We start from the raw sequence: 24026 nt of genomic DNA on the forward strand, positions 1-24026 counted from the left end.
AGCGAGCCAATACAGTAAGCATCACAGATGCTTATTTAGAGCAAAATTAGATCAAACTAGGCAAAATTTGTTAAGCTAGGCGTTCAATTCATCTTATTGTGAGTGGTTACCGCATCAAAAACTTATCTGCAAGTCCCGTTATGATACGTTCGAACCTGCTATTTTTAGCCTTGTTTTTAGTGATACTCGCGAGCTCATTCTTCACTCAAGCGAGCGATGCAGAAAATCCCCCTGAAGCGCCTCAACCTTTCGCCATCCATGATAAACCGCTGATAGAGCGCTACGTCTTCGATGAACTCAAATCCCTCAGATACGATCAACAGGATCTTGAGCGGCGCCTCACCATAGATATCACAGATCGCGAACTGGCCGTTGCCGACAAGTCGATGAATTACGCCAATGTCACTGTCACTTACTTCTTTTATATGATCGCCGGCGTCGCCTCTTTAGTTGCCTTTATCGGCTGGCAATCCCTACGGGAAATCAAGACACATACCGCCAAACTGGCCGCGAATCAGCTGCAGAGTATTGCCGAACAATACGAAGAAAAGTTCAAATTACTCGAGCAAGAACTCAAGCATAAGAGTCGTACTATCACGGATAATAATCGTGAAATAGAAGTGATTAATGAAATTCATAATCTGTGGCTACGCGCCCAAAGTGCCCAGACACCCGAACAAAAAATTGAAGTCTACGATGAAATCCTCACGATTCGACCTGGAGACTTGGAAGCGCTGACCTACAAGGCCGATGCCGCAATGGAAATGCGCGAATTTAATTGGGCACAAAGCCTATGTAATCGTGTTTTAGAGGTTGACCCAACGAACGCCCATGCTTTTTATCAAAGAGCCTGCGCCTTTGCGTGTTTAGGTGTTGAAGATAGGGCAATTTCTGATTTGGAACGCGCCATCCATAACAGCGCATCCTTCAAAGAGCTAGCGTTGGATGAAGCTGATTTCTCACAACTTAAAGGACATCCTCGTTTCGAAACCTTATTGGCCTATCACGAACCTGATAAGCCCTAAGCTCCGAGGTTTAATGCTTAATATATAGCGTTAGCTTTCAGTGACGTTTTATCCCACAGATAAAACGCCTCAAACAAACAACTTAAGTGCACTACTAGGCTATCGCCGCAACTTTAATTGCCGCAATTTTATATGCACAGCGGCGAGCACCTTCGATGATATGCTCTTCGCGGCTCACCACGGCAATATCAGCGAATAACTGCTGGAAAAGTTGCAACTCAGAGCGGCAAAAGTTCAAACACTTAGTCGCTGCGGCGCAGATAGGACAATGATTTTCGAGTAAAAAATACACGCCATCGATGTGTTCCATGGTCGCCATATAACCTTCGTTCGAGCGTAATTTCGCAAGTATGGCCAGACGTGTCGGAATATCAGTAGCCCCTTCCATTGCCGCACGATATTGGACTAACGCACTTTGCTCCCTGTGACCGATAAGCTTATCCAAGCCTTGGTCGCCAAAGATCATTTTTACCGAGTCAATTAGCTGTACCGTCAATTCCTCATGGCGATCGGCAAAGTGAGTACGGCTTTGTTCAGTCAATCCCCAGTAACGTGTTGGGCGACCGCGACCTTCAACTCGATCCTCAATATCCACATCACCCATATCTTCCAAAGCCTGAAGATGTTGACGCACCCCCATAGTCGTTAACGCCAATTCCTCCGCTAAGGTTTTAGCGGTAAGCGGGCCATGCAACTTGAGTAATTGAATAATCTTATCAGTAGTTTTCATTGAGTCTCCCCGACTTCAGCCGAAGCATTATCTCCCAATCTCCGCAGTTTTAACAGATTAAATAAACTTTTTTATTTACTTTATCCTTTACAATATTAAATAAAGCAATTACCTTACAAATAATTTATAAACAAATAGGTTTACTTAATGAAATTACTCATCATCAGCACCAGCCAAAGACCCAATTCACAAAGTGCTAAAGTCGGTCGTTATATCGCGGAAAGCAGTTTCTCATCTCCCCACACCATGGGTTACGACACGATACATCACTTAGAACTATGCCTGTTTAATCTGCCCTTTTGGGACGGAGAAGAAGACAACAAAGGTGAACACTGGCCCGAAATAGAGCACAGAGTCGATGAAGCCGATGCGCTAGTGCTGATCACCCCGGAATGGGGCGGCATGGCATCACCATTACTGAAGAACTTTTTGTTGATGTGTACTCGCGAAGAAACCGCCCATAAACCCGCCTTATTAGTCTCAACATCGGACGGTATTAGCGGTACCTATCCTATTGTTGAAGTGAAGATGAATGCCCTTAAAAACAATAAATTAGTGCCCATACCCGATCACTTAATCATCCGCAATGTCAGCCATGTACTCAATGCAATCCCTGAAAGTGCCCGCGATATCGCGCTTAGGGAAAGAGTGCAATACAGCTTATATATGCTGCATCAATACGCCCAAGCATTAGCCCCTATTCGTGAACAACATGCCAATCAAGCGTACCCCAAACAGCAGGAATACTGTTACGGTATGTAAGCGGCTTGAGATTTTAACCACCAGCAACAGACTAAAATCATTACAAGGAACGCATTATGATTCATTTAGAGCATATCAATTTAGTGGTAGACGACATCCCCGCAGCACTGCGCTTTTATCAAGCGGCTTTCCCCCATTGGCGTGTTCGCGGTGGTGATAAAGGCACTTGGTACGGCAAACCCCGTAATTGGATTCATTTTGGCGATGATTATCAATACATTGCTTTTAGTGACAATGGTGAAGGTGAAAACCGCGATTTGGCTGGTCATCAAATTGGACTGGCGCATTTTGCCTTTGTGACCGACAACTTAGATGCTGTGATAGCAAGACTGACCCAAGCAGGTTTCCCTATTGCCAAAGATGGCATGGAAGATCCCTATCGACGCAATATTTACTTCTTCGATGCCCATGGCTTTGAAGTGGAATTTGTGGAGTATTTAACTGATATTCCAACGGAACGAAATCGCTATTAGCGTAAATCGTTATTATAAAGAAGTAGCCAAGAACCGCATGTAGTGAATAGGGTGCAGGAGCCAGGTACTATTCGCTTCGCTCGGATTGTTGCTGCGCCACTATGGCCGAATCCTTATGGGCATAAAAGTGGAGTCTAAACTGAGTATCTTCGGTCAGTAGCTCCACTTTATGCCAATATTCAGGATGTGAAATGGCGGTTTCACCTGCGCGAATAATAATTTCTTTATCTAACTCGCCCCTGCTACCCGTATAGCCATAAAACTTTAAGCTGCCCGTTAACACTTGGATTTGCCCATATACGCCAGCCTTAGTATTGTGCATGTGCAGCAACATTTTAGGGACGTTGTCATGGTTGAAAACCGGCGTTGATTTGTAATTGACAAAATCTTTGGGGACTAGGGCCATGATGTTTTGCACTCCTTGCGTCAAATCACGAAAATCGAACAATGCTTACGGCAAGACTAATATAGCCGTTGCCGTATTTCTGTCCAACTCATATCTTGACCTGTATTAACGAGCGGGTTTGAACGTCGAATTTGAAAACACCAAAGTGCTCATTCATGCTTGCAATAGCAAGGTTAGTTACTTTCATCACTGTAATCGCTACACTAGCCCGCATTAAGTGCCACCTCAATTAGATGACATGATGCCAACGCCCTATTCATACTCCACAACGTATATTTTAGATAAAGCCCATTTCGATGAATGCTATACGCAATCAGTGGTACCAGATCCCACGCTCAAACCTTACTACAAAGCGATTGGATTAACCCTGATAGGTATCGCGCTTATTTTCACCGATATTAGCCTTTATTTAGCTTACTTTTTTGTTGGGTTAGGTGTTATCGAAGCGCTCAATGTGAAGTATCACAAAGCATGGTGGTTGATGCGTCAGATGATGAGTAAAGCGGCCAGCAATGAGGTCACACTCACTATTGATGAGCAAGGGATTCATACTCAATCTATGTCTGTGACCAGCCAAATTTTATGGACCGAGATTTACCGGATTAAAGAAACTGAAAAAGGCTTCTTGATTACCCACAAAGCAGGCACGAGTTATGTTTCTCTCCGTAGCTTAGATGAAGCAGCTGTGGCCTATATTAAAACTAAAATCTAGTACAGCTAACACCCATAAAAAAGGCTGATCTTCATCAGCCTTTTTTACAACTCTGCATTGCTGAATCGTTACTTTTTCAATTCACCAACCGGTAAAATCGTACGGCCATACTCATTATTAAGCACCTGTGCCATCGCAAAATAAATCGCACTCGCACCGCAAAGTATCCCTTCAAAGCCCGCAATAGTGCCAATCAAGGCGCTACCCGTAAAATCACGCGCCGCCAGCAGAAAAAATAAGATAGTTAAAGAAGCAAACACAAACTGTTTGGCTCTTGGATAACGCAAAGAACCCACAAACATAAATGCCGTGAATATGCCCCAAAGCGTTAAATACCAGCCCATAAAATACGTTGGACTCGCCGCAATGCCAGCATTAGGCATTAAAATGAGGCCCACTAGCGTTAACCAAAACAAACCGTATGAGGTAAATGCCGTCGTACCGAAAGTATCGCCGCGCATGAAACACATAATCCCCACAATCACTTGACCAATGCCGCCGTAAAAAATCCCCATGGCTAAGATCATAGAATCAATAGGGAAATATCCCGCATTATGAATGTTTAACAAAATTGTTGTCATACCAAAGCCCATTAAACCTAATGGCGCTGGATTAGCCAGTTTTGTAGACACAGAGTTCCCCTAGAGAAAAATCAATAATTCAATAAAAATCAATAGCATTTGCCATTAATCTTATACACGCGCACCTGCGAGAGCGGCGCATTCTAGAGGATAGCTATAATCTTAGCAATGTAATCATCAAAAACAAACGAACACACAAAAATAAACAATAAAAACATAAAGTTAAAATAATAAACTGTAAAATAAAATTTAAACTAAAAAACACATAAAAATTAATTCTTTTTAATTCAATATTCTAGAAAAAAACGGCCTACAACATGCGTCATATCTCATTTTATATGACTTCTTATAACTACCGCATAATTCAGTTAACAGCGGCGATTAAACCTTCATTAAAAATCGACCATAAACAGTGATAATAATGCACTTTATCGCAAATAAGTCCTTAAAGTGATGTAAGCAGCACTTTTGAAAGAAATCCAAGTTCTACTGTACGCACAATTAAGCGTATAAGTTAAGCACATAAGTTTATGTGCAGAGTTTCATCAATAAATTTCAAACACAAGTTCAAAAGAGCCAACTTAGCGCGCATAAGTTCAGAGGGAGGGTTGTGAACCTAACTCAAGCAGCAAAAGATGCTGAGAATGAATCAAACTAGAGCAAATAAAGTACACTTATCCAGCCCATTTACTTGAAGCGAATCAAGGGAAAACAAGGTAAAAAACCTTAATCAAGAAAGGTGAAAATTATTTATATCTAAAACAGAATAGCAGTGATAAATTGCTGATGTTGGCACAGTGGTGTTAAGAGAATGCTTCTTAATCTGTGGTTGGCAATACATAACTAAAGGAAATAAAATGAATAAGTTATCAGCTGTTTTTACTCTATTGGCATTAGTAAGTTTCACTTCCTTTGCTGACGACTCCTCTTTACCGCCTGCACCAGCAGCCGATCTCGCTCAGCTGAAAGAAGTGTGCCAGCAGATGGCCTCTGAAGATCAAGTCGAAAATGCTGAGCTAAAACAATATGTGCTTGATTGTGTAAACGATCAATTGACAGAAATGGGCTACAAGTCAGTTACTGAGGTCAATTAATCTTCATTCTAATCTCTGTGTTATTACCACAAAGTAGGTTATTCGGCTTCAGTCAGTGCCATTCACACTTGCGAATGGCATTATTATTTCCAAGCAACACAGCTTTTACACCATAATTGACATCATTTCAGTTACACTCGAAACTTATAAAACACAAAATTTAACATCCACAATTAACCGTACGAAAGCTGCCAAGATAAGCTTTTAGCATGACTATCAAGGTATTGTGCGATCTACAAATTTACTATTTAATTGATAGCTGTATCATTTTGCATCTCCGTGAATGAAACCACTGTTGAATTGAGCATAAAATGCTAATCTGTTTTCCTGTATTGTTAACCTCAGCCCTTAATCGTTAAATCATGTATCGTATTCTTTTTGTCCTAATTACAAGTTTAAGTATTTTGCCTGCAATCGGAATGGCGAAAGAAGCCTGTGCACCAGAAAATCAATGTATTGAGATGAACAACTGGGATCTAGGCATCGCCATAGGCTGGGGACAAAAAAGCAATCCACTCAGGGATTTTGACGATATTCCATTGTTCTTTATTCCAACAGTGGCCTATTACGGCGAACACTGGTTCTTCGACAATGGTAATTTAGGTTATACCTTAGCCGAGCAAGAAAGCTTTACAATTAACTTAGTAACAAGTTATAGCTTAGATAGAGCCTACTTCTATCAATGGGACCCATCAAATATCTTTTTGAATCGTGGCACTCAAGTTGAAGCCAAAGCCATAAATAGTATGTATTTATCGACTGAGCCCGAGCCTGAGTTTAATTCCTTAGAGACTCGGAACTTCACCTTACTTGGCGGTGCCGAAGCATTCATCTATACGCGGCTCGGTATTATTAGATTGGCGTACACTCATGATATGTTTAATGTTCATCAAGGTTCAGAAGCACAAATAAAATGGACCTATGGCTGGGATTACGATCGTTTCATTTTTGAGTTTGCGCTAGTATTTGATTGGAAGAGCCAAGCCGTAGTGGATTATTATTACAGCGTTAGACCCAGTGAAAACGCCTATTGGAGCGAACAATATCAAGCAAAATCAGGTTGGGATAAAGGTGCGGAAATGACGGCCCGTTACATATTAACTGACAATTGGGATCTACTGTTGGCAGTTCGTTACACTCTAATTGCCGATGAGATTGCCGCCAGTCCCTTGTTAGACCAAGACTATAGCAGCACCTACTTTATCGGCGCAGCCTATAGGTTCTAACGTTAGTGACACTGCCTCAGTTAAGCTTGCTTTGCTTTATAGGTCTAAGCCTCGGCTTGATGGGCCAAAGTTCAGCACAAGCCAAAACTCGCGACTCGGCACTCAAACTCACACCCGAAATTTGCATCACAAGTTCAGAAACTGAGGCCTGTGACGTCTATATAGAACTACAGTGGGAACTCGCTAAAGATGAGCTGATCTGTATCTTGTCCGACAACGCCGCCTATCCCAAATGGTGCAGTGATTCAGTTTCAACCCATACGTTAAGCATGAAAATCCACACTATGACGGATATTCAATTTGTCATGGTGAGTAAAGACAGTAACCAAACTTTGGCTGGTGCCAAACTTAAAATCACTTCTGCATCACAACCTCAGGTTCGCAGACGTTACCGCAACCCTTGGAGTTTATTTTAATGACAAGCCCACAATCGAACCACAGAGTATTATTGGTTGAAGACGACGTTCGCCTAGCAAACTTGATTGTAGATTACCTAAAATCCCATGGTATGCATGTTGAAGTTGAACGCCGTGGCGATACAGTGCTAACACGATTAATCAATTACAAGCCAGATATCATACTGTTAGACATTATGCTACCGGGCATGGATGGTCTCACTCTGTGTGAGAAACTGCCCGATTATTTCGCAGGTCCAATCCTATTGATGAGCGCACTTGGTTCAAGTGAAGATCAAATCAAAGGACTAGAACTCGGTGCCGATGACTACGTGGTCAAGCCCGTCGATCCTGCTCTGTTAGTTGCGCGGATCAACAACTTACTTCGCCGTCAGAATCAGCCACCACAGGCAGAATCACACTGTCTAACCTTCGGTAAATTGAGTATCGACCCGCATACCCATGCGATTCGTCTTAATGAAACTGAAATTGATCTCACCAGCCATGAATTCGAATTGCTGTGGTTACTGGCCTCGCAAGCGGGCCAAGTGCTCAGCCGTCAGTATATTTATCAGTTGTTACTCAATATTGATTTCGATGGTAAAGATCGAAAAATTGACGTGCGTATCTCTAGATTACGTAAAAAACTCAACGATAATATTGAGACACCTTTCAGAATTAAAACCGTTTGGGGACAAGGTTATCTCTTTGCACCTGAAGCTTGGAATAACTAAGCACAAATACAGTGAAACGTCTCTTTATCAGTTTATATCTGCTACTCAGTCTCAGCGTGCTTGGGATTGGCTGGACACTCGACAGCCTGTGGCAGAAGAATGTTGATGACAATAATGCCCTCGATGCGCCGTTAGTGGCATTGGCGCAATTATTAGCGGAATTACCTCCCGATGCCCGCCAACGGTATCTGGAGGCGATCCCAGCGAACCCTGTGATGCCACTGCAATTACTCAATGCAGATCAAGTCGCGCTGGCAGATAATCAAGCGTTAAGCACAAGCAAGGTGTTCACCACCACGGCCAATGATGATAGCTTGCTGCAATTTATTCGAGTAGACGATCAAGTCTTAATGGCAGGGCCGCTGGACATAGATCCCAGAGCCAACCTTCGCAGCCTGTTCACCCTGTTCTTTTATTTATCGCTCGCCCTCGTTGCGCTAATTTGGGTCGGCCCGCTTTCACGGGATTTGAGCATACTGCGTAAGGCCACCAAAGAATTTGGCGAAGCCAAATGGGACACGCGGATTACCCTGTCAAATCGCTCCCAAGTTAAGCCCTTAGCCAATACGTTTAACGAAATGGCGCGACATATCAGCGCCTTGATTGAGAACCAGAAACACCTATCTAATGCGGTATCCCATGAGATCCGCACGCCACTGGCGAGGCTCAAATTCGCTCTTGCACTTATGCCTATGTATTGTCAGCCAGATTCGGACGAACAGAAGCGACAAGATTTTCTCGACGAAATGCAGCTCGACATCAAAGAAATGGAAGACTTACTTCAGGAACTGCTGACCTACGCCAGCTTAGAGTCACAGCGAGAAGGTATCCAGTTAGATGAGTACGATTTAATTAATCTCATCAATCAAAGTATTAAGCGCCTAGAAACCTTAAGTCCAACGCCTATAACGCTCAAAGCCGAAGTCGAAAAACTGCCCTTATTCGGAGAACCCGCATTAATCGAACGGGCGCTACAGAATTTACTGACCAATGCACAACGCTTTGCCCGCACTGAAATCATTATTGAAGTTAAGCAGACCCAGCACAGGGTCAATTTAAGTGTGAGTAACGACGGCGAACCTATCCCTGCGGTGGATTTACCGAAAGTGTTCGAGCCTTTTTATCGCAGCCAATCAGTGCAAAATGGCAATAAAGGGCATGGTTTAGGCCTTGCGATCATCAAACGGATTATGCAGCGACACCAGGGGAATGTGAGCGTCACCAGCGATGAGCAACATACCCGATTTAATTTAATCTGGCCGAAGAAGCGCAAACTGTAATAGGAATCGAGATGAGACTATTGTAAGTCAGTCATGAATCCCACTCGCGAATACAAAAAGCGAGTTCCACAAGCCAATTCAACCTATTAGTCTAGCTCGAAGCCACCAAAATCCAGATCGGCTTCGGGCTCAGGCTCAAAATTCAACTGTGGGTTTAACGCTGCCCTTTCTTGCTCTATTTGTGCTTGCCGTGCTTTCATCATCGCTAACTGGCGACGACGTTTACGTTGAGTACACAGGCGAATGACATCATACTTTTGCGCATCTGAAAACGTTAACCAATTGAATCTTTCGTCACGGCTTCGCAGGCAACCATTACAGTAACCGCGCGCATCGGTAACACACACACCGATACAAGGACTCGGGATATCAAAAAAGGCTAACTGTTCCATAACCCGCCGCTATTCCTATCTAAAAATGAACCATACTCAAAACGACCCGCGCTAAAAAAGATACCGTTGGATTGCATTCAAAGCGATTCAAATACAACACACTTATCTAAAGTACTTGCAGAAACAACCTTAATCAAGGCACATTGAACAGAGTTTGTACAACTTGGAGCACTATCATGGGATACCGTCACTTTGCCAGTCTGCTCGTCACTGTTGCCTTATTAAGCGCTTGCAGCAGTAAACCGAAAAACGATTATGATCTCAATTACGACTTCACCGCGCTACGCAGCTTTACCCAGTTAACACCACAGCCGACGGATGACCCGTTAAGCGCCCAGCGTATTCAAGTAGAAATTAACAACCAATTGACTCAAAAAGGGTTTGTAGAAAATACAGCGTCGCCCGACTTTAACGTCGCCTACGCCTTACTCACCCAAGATAAGCCCAAAGATTCAGGGCTATCGATTGGATTAGGCACAGGCACATTCGGAAGTTCGGGCGGGATTGGCATAGGCACCAGTGTTGGCGTGCCGCTGGGGAGTGATACCGCTAAAATTCAAACCATTCAGATAGATATTGTCGATCCTAAGACCAAAGCTCTTATTTGGCGTGGCAGCGACAGCTATGATTTCGATGCAGGCGGTAACGAGAAAGCCCAAGATACCGCCAAAGCCGTCAACCGAATTTTGGCGCAATTCCCACCGAAAAAATGATCACGTTTAAAAGGGTAAAAATGGGCGTGTCTCGCCCATTTTTATCAATCAAACATTCATATCGCTCAATATGCTTAGAGTAAAAATCTAGGACTCAGGAAAAAAGCCCTGACGAAAGGTAACGATCGCCTCTATCACAGACAATCGCCACGACCACAGAACCCGGATATTGTTTAGCAATCTCCAGCGCAGCAAACACGGCACCGCCCGAACTTACTCCTGCACAAATCCCTTCCTCTCGCGCTAAGGTTCTCGCCATGGCTTTTGCATCTTGCTCTTCAATATCCATAACTAAATCAACCCAAGAAGCATCAAAAATCCCAGGCAAATATGCCTGCGGCCAACGCCGAATCCCTGGAATAGCACTGCCATCGGCAGGCTGAAGGCCGACGATAGTGATGTCGGGATTACAACTTTTAAGGTATTTAGACACACCCATTATGGTACCTGTCGTCCCCATACTTGACACAAAGTGGGTAATTTTACCTAGACTCTGTTGCCAGATCTCAGGGCCTGTCGTGAGGAAATGGGCATTAGCGTTATCTTGGTTATTAAATTGATCCAGCACCTTACCTTTGCCTTCGCTTTGTAACTGCAGCGCCAAATCCCGCGCAGTCTCCATGTTATCCACTAGCATGAGCTCTGCGCCATAGGCTTGCATCGCATCCTTACGCTCCTGAGTCGAATTATTCGGCATAATCAGGATCATCTTGTATCCTTTGATTGCCGCCGCCATCGCCAGCGCAATCCCAGTATTACCACTCGTTGCCTCAATAAGCGTATCACCAGGACTTATTTCTTGGCGAAGTTCGGCCTGAATAATCATATTGAGTGCAGGACGATCTTTTACTGAACCCGCGGGGTTATTGCCTTCCAATTTTAACAGTACAGTGGAAGTACCACAGTTAAGCCGCTGCAAGCGAACCAGCGGAGTTTGCCCGATGCAGGCTTCAATTGTCGGAAAGTCAGACACTAGGATTATCCTTTACTTGATAAAAACAACTAAGCGATAGCCTATTCTAAGTCGGTTACCACTGACAAACACGGTGAATACTGCTTATAACATAAAATAAATCGCTCATAGTTATTCAAAAAAGTTCTATTCAACTGGCTTTTTATAAACAATTAATTCTATTACTCTAGGTGCCATAACGCTGACAAAATTGCCAGATTAAGGAGTTAAAAATGTCCGTAAAATTGATAAAGGCCCTGCTAGGAACCCTCATTCTGGGAACCTCACTCAATGTGACTGCCGCAGATCAAACCCTGCTTAATTCCTCTTATGATATCGCACGGGAATTATTCAATGCCTACAACCCCGTTTTTGCCAAACATTGGGAAGAGAAAACAGGTAAAACCGTCGAAATTAAACAATCCCATGCAGGATCATCTGCACAGGCACGCTCTATTCTGCAGGGATTACCCGCAGATGTGGTGACGTTTAACCAAGTAACAGACGTTCAGGTCCTCCATGACCGCGGTAAATTGATCCCTGAAAATTGGCAACAATTACTCCCTAACGCCAGTTCACCTTACTATTCCACCATTGCATTTTTGGTGCGTAAGGGTAACCCAAAGCAAATCAGCGACTGGGGCGATTTAGCTAAAGATGACGTTAAACTGGTCTTTCCTAACCCAAAAACCTCTGGTAATGCTCGCTACACTTATTTAGCCGCATTAGGTTATGCTCAGAAAAACTATGGTAAGGATAATCAGGCTAAACTGGATCAATTCCTGAAAAAATTCCTCGGTAATGTCGCAGTATTTGATACAGGCGGCCGCGGTGCGACCACCTCCTTTGTTGAACGTGGGATCGGTGATGTATTAATTACCTTTGAATCGGAAGTGAACAATATCCGCCAGCAGTATGGTACGGACGATTACCAAGTGGTTGTACCAAAAACCTCGATTCTGGCAGAGTTCCCCGTCGCTGTGGTTGAGAAAAATGCTAAGCGTAACGGTACACAGGAACTCGCAACTGAGTATTTGAATTATCTCTACAGCGAAGAAGCGCAACGTCTACTGGCAGGATTCAGCTATCGTGTACACAACGAAAAGGTAAAAGCTGAGTTTGCTAAGCAGTTCCCTACCGTTGACCTGCTGACTGTTGAGCAAATCATCGGTGGTTGGGATAATGCCATGAAAACGCAGTTTGCTAACGGTGCAAAACTCGATGAGCTATTAAAGCGCTGATATCGTCCTTAATGTAGTAAGATATCAACATTGAACCCGAGCAAAGTCTCGGGTTTATCGCTAATTGGCATTTATCAATCAGTGTTAGCCGTAAAGATTGCATCCAACAAATGGCTTGAGCCAACAACGAGCGAACCGTATAAATAGTATTGGTTTAACGCAATTAACCTGATCGGGTGATTATTCTGTGATTTTTAATAACGGGCGTTTACGCCATAAGCGGGTTCTTCCCGGTTTTACCATCAGCTTAGGTGTGTCCCTGCTGTTTGTCAGCCTAATCCTATTATTGCCAACCACAGGCTTAATCATGCAGACCAGTTCAATGAGCTGGTCCGAATACTGGGGCGTGATTGCCGATCCCAGAGTGGTTGCCAGTTACCGAGTCACCATACTATCGGCGCTCGCGGCATCATTATTTAACTGCCTTTTCGGATTATTACTCGCATGGGTACTCGTGCGTTATGAATTTCCCGGCAAACGCATTTTAGATGCCTTGGTAGATTTGCCCTTTGCCTTGCCGACCGCCGTTGCCGGTATCACCTTAGCCACCCTTTATGCGGAAAACGGCCAAATCGGTAGTCTATTAGCTGAATGGGGCATAAAAGTCGCCTACACCCCGCTAGGCATAGTGGTCGCGATGATTTTCACCAGTATTCCCTTTGTGGTTCGTACGGTACAACCCGTTCTCGAAGAGTTATCCCACGAGGAAGAAGAAGCGGGAATGACGCTTGGCGCCTCGGATCGTTCGGTATTCTGGAGGGTTATTTTGCCCTCTCTTTGGCCAGCATTAATGATTGGAACGGCACTGTCTTTTACCCGCAGTCTGGGTGAGTTTGGTGCAGTGATCTTTATCGCTGGCAATATGCCTTATATCAGTGAAATCACTTCGTTAATGATCTTTGTCCGCCTGCAAGAATTTGATTTTGCAGGTGCCAGCGCCATTGCCTCAGTGGTTCTGATGACCTCGTTACTGCTATTACTGCTGATAAACCTCTGGCAGGCGCGTTATCTGCGCCGCATTCATGGACGATAAGGAGCGCATATGAACTCATTTAAACCCTTAAGAGTCGGTGAAGCGCCCCTGATCAAATGGAGCCTTATTACCCTCGCCGTGCTCTTGGGCTTGCTATTGTTGCTATTACCATTGGTGAGTATTTTTCAGCAGGCGTTTGTCGGAGGTTGGGAGCGTTATATTGGGCACCTAACTCAGCCGGATTCGCTGCATGCGATTGGTTTAACACTGATGGTGGCAGCACTCACAGTACCGATCAATTTAGTGTTCGGAATCATGCTGGCCTGGAGCGTGACTCGCTTTGAATTCCCCGGTCGCAAGTTACTGATCACGCTAATTGATATTCCATTTGCAGTCTCCCCTGTCGTCGCAGGTTTGCTCTATTTGCTGCTCTATGGCAACAGTGGCTGGCTGGGCGAATGGCTATATGAGCACGATCTGCAGATCATGTTTGCTTGGCCGGGAATACTATTAGTGACCATTTTTGTCACTTGCCCCTTTGTAGCCAGAGAACTGATCCCATTGATGCAACAACAGGGCGCATCGGAAGAAGAAGCTGCAGTGATCCTTGGAGCGTCATGGTGGCAACTCTTTCGCCGCGTGACCCTGCCCAACATCAAATGGGCACTGATTTACGGTGTGATCCTCACTAATGCCAGAGCCGTAGGAGAATTTGGTGCCGTTGCTGTCGTGTCTGGCAACATTCGTGGCGAAACCAATACCTTACCTTTACATGTGCAATTATTGTATGAAGATTATCAGGCCGAAGCCGCCTTCGCGAGCGCATCATTACTGGCCCTGATTGCCCTATTTACCCTAATGTTAAAAGCCGTAGTGGAATGGCGGCAACAACGCAGTTTAACCGCCAATGACAATAAAGAGCAGAGCCAACTATGAGTATTCGTCTTACTAATATTTCCAAGAAATTTGGCCAATTTCAGGCGCTTTCCCCACTTAATCTCGATATTCAAGAAGGGGAAATGATTGGTCTGCTGGGACCATCAGGTTCAGGCAAAACCACACTGCTGCGGATTATTGCCGGTCTTGAAGGAGCCGATAGCGGCCAAATTCAATTCGGCAACCGAGATGTCACCCAAGTGCATGTGCGTGAAAGACGCGTAGGTTTTGTGTTTCAAAACTATGCGCTGTTTCGTCATATGACGGTCGCCGATAACGTCGCTTTTGGACTCGAAGTCATGCCGAAAAAACAAAGGCCTTCGGCGGCAGAAATTCATAAGCGAGTGACACAACTGCTAGAAACAGTACAACTAGGCCATCTCGCACAGCGCTATCCTGAACAACTCTCGGGTGGACAAAAACAGCGCATTGCATTGGCCCGCGCACTCGCGACCCAACCAGAAGTCTTGCTACTGGATGAACCCTTTGGCGCCTTGGATGCTAAAGTGCGTAAAGAACTACGCCGCTGGCTACGCAGCCTGCATGATGAATTGAAATTCACCAGCGTGTTTGTGACCCACGATCAGGATGAAGCGCTTGAGCTCTCAGATAGAGTGGTAGTGATGAGCAATGGTCATATAGAGCAGATTAATACACCTGCTGAGCTATACTCACATCCCAATAGTCGCTTTGTGTTTGATTTTCTTGGTAACGTCAATGTCTTTGAAGCCAGTTGGCAACAAAAACGTTGGGAAAACGGTCAAGCATTTTTAACACCTCCAGAACAGCAAACCCTGCAGCAAGATGGTGTTCTCTATGTACGCAGTCACGAATTAGCGCTGTCAAATAAGCCCAATAGTCAGGCCAATTTGCCGTTCAATATTGTCACCATGACCCCAATCGGCGCCGAAGTTAGATTGGAATTAGCCCCACATGGCTGGCATAGCGAAGAACTGTGGGAAGCCAAATTTACCCACCATAATCTGCAGGAACTCGGGTTGCAAAAAGGCAGTGTAGTTTACGCTACCCCAAGAACAGCTTACTTCTTTGGTGCGCAGGGTGAGAGTTCACCGACGCGTCTAAGTTGGCCATTCCTGACTCCGGGCAGTCTCGCCTTTGATATCTAATGTCATCATGATAGGAATAAGCAGCATTAGCGGTACCACAGGGAGTGGATACCGCTAAGATTCAAACCATTTAGAGAGATATTGTCACGCCAAACACTGAAGCACTCATTAGGCATTGCCGCGACAGCTTTTGGTGATAGCGACAGCTTTGATTTTTGATGCAAGCGGTAACGAGAAATCCCAAGATACCGCCAAAAACGTCAGCTAGATCTTGGTGCTGTCCCCTCCGAAGAAGTGATTAATCATGGATGGCATATACAGCCCATCCATGTTGAATCAATAGAGCTGATAAGCAGATTTATATCTAACAATCAATATATTAGATGTTTATAACAAATAATTATTGCAGAAGTACTCATAAAATCAGCGGGTAAACGAATTAACTAACCGAGGTTAATAATTCCAATTTCAGCCTATACATTTCATCAACTGACACCACTTTCACGCTGCTTATTTCAATAGAACCTTCTTTCGCCCATAAAAATGGATAAAAGCTCAGGCATTTATCTGTAGCTATCTGTGAATAGGTTTTTTGAAAGCGCTCTTTACCTAAACTCGCATAAAACTCATTGATTCTCTTTGTAGCTGACCATTGAAAAAAATCTGTGAACCCGATTTCTAACCCTTCCCAATGAATTGAGTCTGGCGACCAATAGTATATATTCCCAACATCTGCGCCTAAACCGCCGCCGTTGATAGCAAAAAATCCACCAACTACGTCATTCGCCACTAAAAGATAATGTGCACTTCTATTCCAATCAGTAAGGTTTCTAGACAATCTTTCATGTCCAGAGCCGAAAAATCGAATCCATCCATTGTCGATCAAAATCCCACCGGTTTCATAGGCAATAGCCCCTAATACCGAACGAGTCGATATCTGAAGGGATTCAAGTACTTCAACCCGATCCTTTGAAGGCGGCAGTATCTCTACACAATGCTCAGCACCAGCAACCATTTCATTGACTACTTTTATGCCAGAGTCTTCGATATCAATCAGTTCATATATACTTTTCAATCTCTTATCCTTGTATCACTAATATCCAGTAAAACGACTCATCATTCATAACAGTACCTTGGGAATGTCGAAAATAACTAAGCCAATGTAGCGTTTAAAAATGCTAGTTAGCACTCATGGAACCAAGCAAAAATCTTACTCATGGGCATTCACGGTTCGGCCTGCAGCCCATTGTCGTAGCGCATTGATTTTATCGCTCATGACCACAGATAAAGGCCGTGTCTTACTAAGTTCTTCAAGTAATAGCACTTGGTCGACACTACACCCGACACTTCTTGCGGTATACATGGCAGCAATAACCGCTTGTTCGATTTCGGCGCCGGAAAATCCTTGGCTACGAGCCGATAACAGGGCGAGATCTAAGCTCGCCACATCGATTCCACGGCGCTTACAGTGGATTAAGAAGATGGCTTTGCGTATGGCTTCGTCGGGTAAATCGACAAAAAAGATTTCATCCATCCTGCCCTTTCGCATTAACTCTGGCGGCAGAGCTTGAATATCATTAGCGGTAGCCACCACAAACACTTCAGATTTACGCTCCGCCATCCAAGTGAGTAAGGTGCCGAGTATCCGCGTCGATGTTCCCTCATCACTGCTACTCCCGCTTAAGCCTTTTTCAATTTCATCTATCCAAAGCACACAGGGCGACATCATGTCAGCCAGATCCAGTGCATTACGCAGGTTCTTCTCGGTTTCGCCTATGTATTTGTTATATAAGGCTGCCATATCGAGCCTAAGCAAAGGTCGTTGCCAAACGCCCGCAACCGCCTTAGCCGCGAGGCTCTTACCACTGCCCTGAACGCCCAGCAGTAAAATCCCCTTGGGCGCATCGAGCGCTTTGACGTGCTGAACTGGAGTCGGCTGGCCGCCTTGGTCAATGGCGCTGACAGCCACTATGGGCGAGCGCTGCTTGAGCCATTTTTTAAGATTATGTAGTCCTGCGACCTGTGAAAAATCACTGGTGTCGTATTCAAATTGCAGCACACCATTAAGATCGAGTAGCTGAAACTTGGCTTTATTGATAGCGTCGATATCTGACAAGGTAATAGCACCATCATTGACTATGGCTTTGCGTACGAGACGACGGGCATCGTCTAAAGTCACGCCCCGCAGATTATCGGCTAATTTGACCACAGCAGCATCATCGACCTGTAGCGGCGTACCTTGGTGACGAATTTTATCAACTTCAAGATAAATCAGATTTTGCAATTGCACTGTACTTGGCAAAGTTAAGTGAAAATATGCGCAATAACGTTTGATTTCAGGCGGGATTTCAAAGGCGTGGCTCACCAGCACTAAGGTGTGCTGCAGCGTCTCATACTCAAGGGCTATCTCTTTGAGTAAGCGTACGTTCTTTGGCGCGTCAACCACAAAGGGATGAAAATCGCACAGCACATAAATTCCCTGCTGCGAGGTTGATTTAATTTGCCCGAGCAGATCTGTGGGTTCGCTATTAAACTTTTGCGCCGCCAAGGGCTTATCGACCCGTGCTAGGCCTTGGGTGATGCTCCATGTAAACACAGGTTGATAGAGCACACTTGCGACCCGCTTAAGCAGCTCAACCACGCGATATTCTTCATAGGTTTCAATCACTACAATTGGCGTATTGGAGCGCAGCACTGAGGTTAAATCGTGAATATCTTGCATGCTTTCAAATTCCTTTTTATTCACCCAAAAATGTGTCACAAAAAAGTCCAGCGAACTGGACTTGATACAACAGACAAAAGTTAACCGATTAAGGGTTAATGTCCATCAAAAAACAAGTAATTCAGCCAACCTTGCATCCTCAGCAATACTTTACGCATCACAGCGACATGATGGAAATGCTCAGTATAAATTGCAACCTGCCCAGAAACACCCGCAGGAAATTGCGTACGGATAGCATCATCTTCGATATCAATCAGCACAATCACGCGACCATTTTGAAATAAACGAGCCGATGACTGCAGCGCGCCGCCCATTTGAACTTCACCTTCAGCCATAGCGGGTAATATTTTCGCCACTTTTCCCTTAAAGATTTGTCCTGGAGCGGCATCCAATATCACTTCAGCTTCATCACCTTCCTGCAAACGCATTAACGAGTTTTGCCAGAATGCCCCCGCAAAGTAGCGTTGCTCGTCGGGAATAAAGCTCATTACGGGACGTAATGGTAAAGGCACTGCCATCGCTCCCGCACGAAGCGCCATTTGCGTCACCACACCATCAGCAGGTGCCCGCACGACGGTCTGTTCTAAATCGTAGAGTGCACTGGCTAAATCAGCTTGCAAACCAGCCACTTTGGTATTAACACCATCAATATTAGATTCATAGGCCAGCCTGACACGCAGTTCTTCAGCATTCGCGACGGTCAGTTGTGCCTCTGAGGCTAAGTACAATTGACGCCTATTATCGAGTTCCAGTTCAGTAAAAGGCGAATTCGCGCCCCCTTTCTTGCGGCCTAACTCATAACGCTCGAAGGCAGATTTATTACGGTCTTTATCGGCCCTAGCGCGCTCTACATTAGCCTTAGCCGACTCCCACGCCGCGGCAAGTTGTGGCACTTGGAGCTCAGCTTCCATCAAAGCGGCGCGTTTACGTTTAACAACGGCCTCGAAGGGAATAGGATCGAGACGAAATAACACATCCCCTTGTTTAACAGGCATATTAGGCTGCACTTCCACCGAAGTCACTAAGCCTTTTACTGCGGGGGTGATAGGGATAGTGACAAAATATTCACGGGCAAAACGAGAATAAGGATGGTTGTAATTCATCACGAGTAATAAGGTACCAATAATGAACACCCCACCCAGCACTGCGGTGGGAACAGTCCATTTATTCATCGGAATTTTAAAGACTTTAAAGATAGCAATACACACGGCCGCATAGGTGAGTATGAGTAATAAATCCATGTTATACCTCAACTTTGTCTGTTTTTATCGCATCCACAGCAGGCGCTATATTCATGGGAGTTATTTGCTCTAACTGTTCAAGCCGAGTCTGAAGCCCTCTGACCGTCTCGCGCAATGAATTCACATCCTCCTCTAAAACTAATTCTCGCTTCATTACAGTATTGAACCCCCAACCGCGATCTTCACGGTATAAAGTCGCCCAGATCCATAAAAATGGCCAAATTGCATGTAGGGTGAATAGACTCACCCACCCGGCGATATGCAATGCATCTTGCTGGGGATGATTACGCTTTTTGGCTATTTCATAGGGGATATCATGAATGGCAATGACACCATAAAACATAATAATGATGACAAAAAACAAAATACCTAACGCAAAGTAATCTAAGAACATCTGCATCTCCTTGTATTAATAATATGTATTCCATCCCAAAGATTAGTGGATGGTCACAAAACATGCCACCAACATGACATTAACATTTGAGTTTACTCTCAACCTCAGCCCCAATATTAACCAAAGATATGCTGTTTCGTTTTTGCCCCCAGTGATCCGGGACACACTTGTCGATTTACTCCATGACCCTAAAGCCTGTTCAGGCTAAACTAACCGCATCATTGCGACATAGAACGCAAGCATAAAACTCATCATCCCTACAATCTCAAAGGTACCCACACATGATAGGCACTCCCTACACTGAGGGCGCACGACGCGCCATGTTGCTCGGCTGCGGTGAACTTGGCAAAGAAGTGGCCATTGAACTGCAACGCTTAGGCGTTGAAGTGATTGGCGTTGACCGTTACGCCAACGCCCCCGCCATGCAAGTCGCGCATCGCTCCCATGTGATCAATATGCTCGATGCCAACGCCCTGCGTGCGGTTATCGAGTTAGAAAAACCGCACTTAGTCATCCCAGAGATTGAAGCCATCGCTACCCAAACCTTAGTGGACATGGAAGCCGAAGGGGTAAATATTATCCCGACTGCTCGGGCAACAAAGCTCACTATGGACAGGGAAGGTATTCGTCGCCTCGCCGCTGAAACCTTAGGTTTACCAACCTCGCCATATTTTTTCTGTGATACCGAAACCGAATTTAATCAAGCGATTAGTGAAATTGGCGTGCCCTGTGTGGTGAAGCCAGTCATGAGTTCCTCGGGCAAAGGCCAAAGCGTTATTCGCGATATCGCCCTCAGCCATAAAGCATGGCAATACGCCCAAGAAGGCGGACGCGCCGGCGGCGGTCGCGTGATAGTCGAAGGCTTTATTCCCTTCGATTATGAAATCACCCTGTTAACCATCAGCGCAGTCAACGGCATTCATTTTTGTGCGCCCATTGGCCACAGGCAAGAAGATGGCGATTATCGCGAGTCATGGCAGCCACAAGCCATGTCCGATGAAGTGTTAGCAAAATCCCAAGCGATTGCGAGCAAAGTCGTCGAAGCCCTTGGCGGTTATGGACTATTTGGCGTAGAACTGTTTGTTAAAGGCAATGAAGTGTATTTCTCTGAAGTCTCGCCAAGACCACATGACACAGGCTTAGTCACACTCATCAGCCAAGATTTATCGGAATTTGCCCTGCATGTTAGAGCGATTCTCGGCCTACCTATTCCCAATATCCATCAGCATGGTCCAAGTGCCTCAGCGGTAATTTTGGCCGAAGGCACCTCAAGCAATATCCGCTACCAAGGGATTGGTGCGGCATTAGAAGCGGTCAACACTCAGCTTAGATTATTCGCCAAACCCGATATTGATGGTCGCCGCCGTTTAGGTGTCGCGCTTGCCCGTGATATCGATATCGACAGCGCAATCTGCAAAGCACTCGATAGCGCCAGTAAAGTGAAAGTCATCTTTTAAGCGGGTTTAACCGTTTAAAATTGGCTTTAAGCACAAGCGACACATCAAAGGGAAATGCGCTTTAATACCATTTCCCTTTTTCAACACAGAGCCGCACCAATAAAAAGTGACCGTCCCCAATAGGCGGAGTAAACTAGCGCCCTTTCTTGCCAGCCCTCAGCTTGCATTTAGGTAAATCCTAAGTTGTGGCTTAACTCTGATAATTAACCCAGATAAGTAAAACCAACAGTAGACCCCAATATGCATCTTCAGCCTTCTTGCTTTACCTCTTTCACACAAGCCATTGATGCCTATGTCCTGCCGCAGCGTTTTACCTTTCCTTTCTATTACGAACCGCACCCACTGTGCATGATCGCTGCCAACGAATTACAACGCCACCTTGAGACTCAAAACGATTGGCAACATAACTTTGGCCTCACAGGGGAGTTAACCGGTGCCATTGGTAAAATGTTTGGTGTACTTTTAGTGCAAGACCCGCAGGGGAAAGTGGGCTATTTGTCGGCATTTTCGGGCAAGTTAGCTGAGCAGAACCATTGGCCACGCTTCGTTCCACCTGTGTTTGATATGCTGGCTAAGGACAATTTTTTCCACGCCGAAAATCTGCAAATCAACCAAATTAACGAGCAGCTACTTGCAGTAGAAAATCACCCCGATATTCCTCGGCTATCGAGCGAACTCAACGCTGAGCAAGCTCAAGCACAAGCCAAGCTTGCCGCCCACAGGCAAGTGATGATTGACGGCCGTCAATCCCGCAAGACGCAGCGCAATCAACTCGCAGTGCAATGGGCTACCAATCCAACTGATGAGACTTTAGGTGAAAATGCTGCAATCGAAGCTAAACTCAGCCAAGAAAGCATTAACGAAAAGAATCAGTTAAGAGATATTAAACGCTACTGGGATGAACGTATCCATGCCATCAGCCAAGCGTTAACTCTGCTCACTGATAAGCGTGACGCGTTAAGACTACAGCGTAAACAGCTCTCGGCGGCGCTGCAGCAAAAGCTGTTTGAGCAGTATCGTTTTTTGAATATTCGCGGCTCAGAAAAAAGCCTTAACGGCATATTTAACGGGACGGTTGAGTTAACACCGCCCGCAGGCTCGGGAGAATGTGCCGCCCCTAAGTTGCTACATTACGCCTTTAAACACGGTCTTAAACCATTGGCGATTGCCGAATTTTGGTGGGGGGCGCCGCCAAAATCAGAAATTCGCCAACATAAGCAGTTTTATCCTGCCTGTCTGCGTAAATGCCAACCTATCTTGGGGCATATGCTCGAAGGGCTTGTTGTCGATGAAAATCCGCTGCAGACGAACCCCGCCGAAGGCAAAACCTTAAGCATCCTCTACCAAGACGAGGCGATGGCGATTGTGAACAAACCCGCCGAGTTTTTATCCGTGCCCGGCAAAGAGATTGAAGACTCAGTGTATTCGCGCATGCGGCAAACGTTTCCCAATGCCACTGGGCCACTTATCGTCCACAGGCTCGATATGTCGACCTCGGGATTAATGGTGATCGCATTGACAAAAGACGCCCATAAACAACTGCAAAAACAATTTATCCAGCGCACAGTGACTAAACGTTATGTGGCACTTTTAGCAGGGATCCCTACAGCAATGGCAGATAAGCCGGCAGCGGGACAAATCTCTTTACCCCTACGTGGCGATTTAGACGATAGACCGAGACAACTCGTTTGCCATGAGTTTGGCAAAGCGGCCCAAACCTATTGGGAATTAAGCCATATCGATGAAATGGCACGTACAGCCCGCGTATATCTATCCCCAAAAACGGGCCGAACCCATCAACTCAGAGTTCACTGCGCCCACTCAGAAGGGCTAAATACGCCCATTGTAGGTGATGATCTTTATGGTACTCGCGCCAATCGCCTGCATCTGCATGCCGATTTATTGATGCTTCAACATCCCGTCACCCGTGAACAGATGCGCTTTCAAGTCGATCCTGATTTTTGAGATCTGAGTTCTGATATTGATTAACCTGAACTCGGGATAAGAAATGTTGAACTAATAGCCCTCCAAGTGATCGGATCTTTCGACCAAGAGAAACCCCATCACACCGGAGGGCCTATGCATAAATTAGTGGAAGTGTTTTGCGATGTTGATGATTTTTGCGCTGTTTTCATTCCAGAATGGGAAAAAACGCTGTTAACCGATGGTACACGCAAGCGTCAACGCGCTGGCCGTATGACGATGAGCGAAGTGATGACCATCATCATACTTTTTCAGATGTCTCACCACCGTGATTTCAAGAACTTCTACATCGGCTATCTGGCTCATTTCTACAAATCCGCTTTTCCTAATTTACTCAGCTATACCCGCTTTCTTGAGGTGATGCCCACTGCTTTAGTGCCGCTTTGCAGTTACTTTGCCAGCCTCAAGAGTGACCCCACTGGCATCGAATTTGTTGATTCAACCAGCATCAAAGTGTGTCATAACCTACGTATTCATCGCCATAAAACCTTGGCGGGACTGGCGTGCAGAGGTAAAGGCACCATGGGGTGGTTCTAT

At 45.2% G+C, this 24026-nt stretch carries 26 protein-coding genes; 17 read left to right on the forward strand and 9 right to left on the reverse strand.

The annotated features are described in order from the left end of the window. Nucleotides 1–98: 98 nt before the first annotated feature. Nucleotides 99–1025 (forward strand): TPR end-of-group domain-containing protein, encoded by a 927-nt coding sequence (locus L5M17_RS20730; RefSeq protein ID WP_028759267.1) that lies wholly within the window; start codon nucleotides 99–101, stop codon nucleotides 1023–1025. A 94-nt stretch (nucleotides 1026–1119) separates the two neighbouring features. On the opposite strand, the gene L5M17_RS20735 is transcribed toward L5M17_RS20730, so the two are convergent. After that, complete coding sequence (locus L5M17_RS20735) at nucleotides 1120–1755, reverse strand: helix-turn-helix transcriptional regulator (protein ID WP_028759266.1); 636 nt, start codon at nucleotides 1753–1755, stop codon at nucleotides 1120–1122. A 147-nt stretch (nucleotides 1756–1902) separates the two neighbouring features. Between L5M17_RS20735 and L5M17_RS20740 the strand changes: the two genes are divergently transcribed. Together L5M17_RS20740 and L5M17_RS20745 are read left to right on the forward strand one after the other, a co-directional pair. Beyond that, complete coding sequence (locus L5M17_RS20740; protein WP_263148992.1) at nucleotides 1903–2517, forward strand: NADPH-dependent FMN reductase; 615 nt, start codon at nucleotides 1903–1905, stop codon at nucleotides 2515–2517. Between the two features lie 56 nt (nucleotides 2518–2573). Beyond that, a complete protein-coding gene (locus L5M17_RS20745) occupies nucleotides 2574–2990 on the forward strand; it encodes a VOC family protein (RefSeq protein WP_028759264.1) in 417 nt (138 codons plus the stop codon). Between the two features lie 67 nt (nucleotides 2991–3057). Here the strand turns inward: L5M17_RS20745 and L5M17_RS20750 are convergent, their stop codons facing one another. After that, on the reverse strand, nucleotides 3058–3396 hold the full coding sequence (locus L5M17_RS20750) for a DUF1971 domain-containing protein (protein WP_168825047.1): 339 nt from the start codon (nucleotides 3394–3396) through the stop codon (nucleotides 3058–3060). Between the two features lie 241 nt (nucleotides 3397–3637). On the opposite strand from L5M17_RS20750, the gene L5M17_RS20755 reads away from it, so the two are divergent. Continuing rightward, nucleotides 3638–4108, forward strand: a complete 471-nt coding sequence (locus tag L5M17_RS20755) for a YcxB family protein (RefSeq protein ID WP_173497907.1) — start codon at nucleotides 3638–3640, stop codon at nucleotides 4106–4108. A 68-nt stretch (nucleotides 4109–4176) separates the two neighbouring features. On the opposite strand, the gene L5M17_RS20760 is transcribed toward L5M17_RS20755, so the two are convergent. After that, nucleotides 4177–4740: an acetate uptake transporter gene (locus L5M17_RS20760; RefSeq protein ID WP_113939919.1), complete on the reverse strand. Its 564-nt coding sequence runs from the start codon at nucleotides 4738–4740 to the stop codon at nucleotides 4177–4179. A gap of 806 nt (nucleotides 4741–5546) precedes the next feature. Here L5M17_RS20760 and L5M17_RS20765 point away from each other — a divergent pair. The 5 genes from L5M17_RS20765 (at nucleotide 5547) to L5M17_RS20785 (ending at nucleotide 9418) form a co-directional block, all read left to right on the forward strand. Then, nucleotides 5547–5783, forward strand: a complete 237-nt coding sequence (locus tag L5M17_RS20765; protein ID WP_028759260.1) for a hypothetical protein — start codon at nucleotides 5547–5549, stop codon at nucleotides 5781–5783. 362 nt (nucleotides 5784–6145) lie between these two features. Next, nucleotides 6146–7009 carry a MipA/OmpV family protein gene (locus tag L5M17_RS20770; protein ID WP_317629602.1) on the forward strand — a complete coding sequence of 288 codons (864 nt, stop codon included), beginning with the start codon at nucleotides 6146–6148 and terminating at the stop codon, nucleotides 7007–7009. A gap of 5 nt (nucleotides 7010–7014) precedes the next feature. Then, complete coding sequence (locus L5M17_RS20775; protein WP_028759258.1) at nucleotides 7015–7425, forward strand: DUF3019 domain-containing protein; 411 nt, start codon at nucleotides 7015–7017, stop codon at nucleotides 7423–7425. Continuing rightward, nucleotides 7425–8138: a response regulator gene (locus L5M17_RS20780; protein ID WP_006080570.1), complete on the forward strand. Its 714-nt coding sequence runs from the start codon at nucleotides 7425–7427 to the stop codon at nucleotides 8136–8138. Before L5M17_RS20775 ends, L5M17_RS20780 begins: the two co-directional genes overlap by 1 nt. An 11-nt stretch (nucleotides 8139–8149) precedes the next feature. Next, entirely contained in the window at nucleotides 8150–9418 is a 1269-nt protein-coding gene (locus L5M17_RS20785) for an ATP-binding protein (RefSeq protein WP_263148994.1), read from the forward strand. An 86-nt stretch (nucleotides 9419–9504) separates the two neighbouring features. Here L5M17_RS20785 and L5M17_RS20790 read toward each other — a convergent pair whose 3' ends face one another. Continuing rightward, entirely contained in the window at nucleotides 9505–9810 is a 306-nt protein-coding gene (locus L5M17_RS20790) for a DUF1289 domain-containing protein (protein WP_028759256.1), read from the reverse strand. A gap of 176 nt (nucleotides 9811–9986) precedes the next feature. Here L5M17_RS20790 and L5M17_RS20795 point away from each other — a divergent pair, with 176 nt between their 5' ends. Continuing rightward, nucleotides 9987–10523, forward strand: a complete 537-nt coding sequence (locus tag L5M17_RS20795; protein ID WP_263148995.1) for a DUF4136 domain-containing protein — start codon at nucleotides 9987–9989, stop codon at nucleotides 10521–10523. A 94-nt stretch (nucleotides 10524–10617) separates the two neighbouring features. Here the strand turns inward: L5M17_RS20795 and cysM are convergent, their stop codons facing one another. After that, complete coding sequence (gene cysM, locus L5M17_RS20800) at nucleotides 10618–11496, reverse strand: cysteine synthase CysM (protein ID WP_105249981.1); 879 nt, start codon at nucleotides 11494–11496, stop codon at nucleotides 10618–10620. A gap of 212 nt (nucleotides 11497–11708) precedes the next feature. Between cysM and cysP the strand changes: the two genes are divergently transcribed. The 4 genes from cysP to L5M17_RS20820 all read left to right on the forward strand — a co-directional run bounded on the left by cysP (nucleotide 11709) and on the right by L5M17_RS20820 (nucleotide 15752). After that, entirely contained in the window at nucleotides 11709–12716 is a 1008-nt protein-coding gene (gene cysP, locus L5M17_RS20805) for a thiosulfate ABC transporter substrate-binding protein CysP (protein WP_168825039.1), read from the forward strand. A gap of 187 nt (nucleotides 12717–12903) precedes the next feature. Then, nucleotides 12904–13749 (forward strand): sulfate/thiosulfate ABC transporter permease CysT, encoded by an 846-nt coding sequence (gene cysT, locus L5M17_RS20810; RefSeq protein ID WP_105249982.1) that lies wholly within the window; start codon nucleotides 12904–12906, stop codon nucleotides 13747–13749. 9 nt (nucleotides 13750–13758) lie between these two features. Further along, nucleotides 13759–14625 (forward strand): sulfate ABC transporter permease subunit CysW, encoded by an 867-nt coding sequence (gene cysW / locus L5M17_RS20815; protein ID WP_028759251.1) that lies wholly within the window; start codon nucleotides 13759–13761, stop codon nucleotides 14623–14625. Beyond that, the gene (locus tag L5M17_RS20820) at nucleotides 14622–15752 is read left to right on the forward strand and encodes a sulfate/molybdate ABC transporter ATP-binding protein (protein WP_263148996.1); all 1131 of its coding nucleotides are present in this window, start codon (nucleotides 14622–14624) and stop codon (nucleotides 15750–15752) included. Before cysW ends, L5M17_RS20820 begins: the two co-directional genes overlap by 4 nt. A 379-nt stretch (nucleotides 15753–16131) precedes the next feature. Here L5M17_RS20820 and L5M17_RS20825 read toward each other — a convergent pair whose 3' ends face one another. The 4 genes from L5M17_RS20825 to L5M17_RS20840 all read right to left on the reverse strand — a co-directional run bounded on the left by L5M17_RS20825 (nucleotide 16132) and on the right by L5M17_RS20840 (nucleotide 20049). Then, nucleotides 16132–16767 (reverse strand): DUF2625 domain-containing protein, encoded by a 636-nt coding sequence (locus L5M17_RS20825; protein ID WP_263148997.1) that lies wholly within the window; start codon nucleotides 16765–16767, stop codon nucleotides 16132–16134. A gap of 135 nt (nucleotides 16768–16902) precedes the next feature. After that, nucleotides 16903–18414 carry an AAA family ATPase gene (locus tag L5M17_RS20830; RefSeq protein ID WP_263148999.1) on the reverse strand — a complete coding sequence of 504 codons (1512 nt, stop codon included), beginning with the start codon at nucleotides 18412–18414 and terminating at the stop codon, nucleotides 16903–16905. 95 nt (nucleotides 18415–18509) lie between these two features. Then, nucleotides 18510–19655 carry an HlyD family secretion protein gene (locus tag L5M17_RS20835; protein WP_219250285.1) on the reverse strand — a complete coding sequence of 382 codons (1146 nt, stop codon included), beginning with the start codon at nucleotides 19653–19655 and terminating at the stop codon, nucleotides 18510–18512. Between the two features lies 1 nt (nucleotide 19656). Next, nucleotides 19657–20049: a DUF3302 domain-containing protein gene (locus L5M17_RS20840; RefSeq protein ID WP_028759246.1), complete on the reverse strand. Its 393-nt coding sequence runs from the start codon at nucleotides 20047–20049 to the stop codon at nucleotides 19657–19659. A gap of 281 nt (nucleotides 20050–20330) precedes the next feature. Here L5M17_RS20840 and purT point away from each other — a divergent pair, with 281 nt between their 5' ends. The 3 genes from purT to L5M17_RS20855 all read left to right on the forward strand — a co-directional run. Beyond that, the gene (gene purT / locus L5M17_RS20845; protein ID WP_263149000.1) at nucleotides 20331–21506 is read left to right on the forward strand and encodes a formate-dependent phosphoribosylglycinamide formyltransferase; all 1176 of its coding nucleotides are present in this window, start codon (nucleotides 20331–20333) and stop codon (nucleotides 21504–21506) included. 240 nt (nucleotides 21507–21746) lie between these two features. Further along, nucleotides 21747–23471, forward strand: coding sequence for an RluA family pseudouridine synthase (locus L5M17_RS20850; protein ID WP_263149002.1), 1725 nt, complete (start codon nucleotides 21747–21749; stop codon nucleotides 23469–23471). Between the two features lie 114 nt (nucleotides 23472–23585). Beyond that, nucleotides 23586–24026, forward strand: a 441-nt coding sequence (locus L5M17_RS20855; RefSeq protein WP_317629603.1) for a transposase, incomplete at its 3' end; no start/stop codon positions are given.

The organism is Shewanella sp. SW24 (genome assembly GCF_025653395.1).
In the GTDB taxonomy this organism is placed as follows: domain Bacteria; phylum Pseudomonadota; class Gammaproteobacteria; order Enterobacterales; family Shewanellaceae; genus Shewanella; species Shewanella oncorhynchi.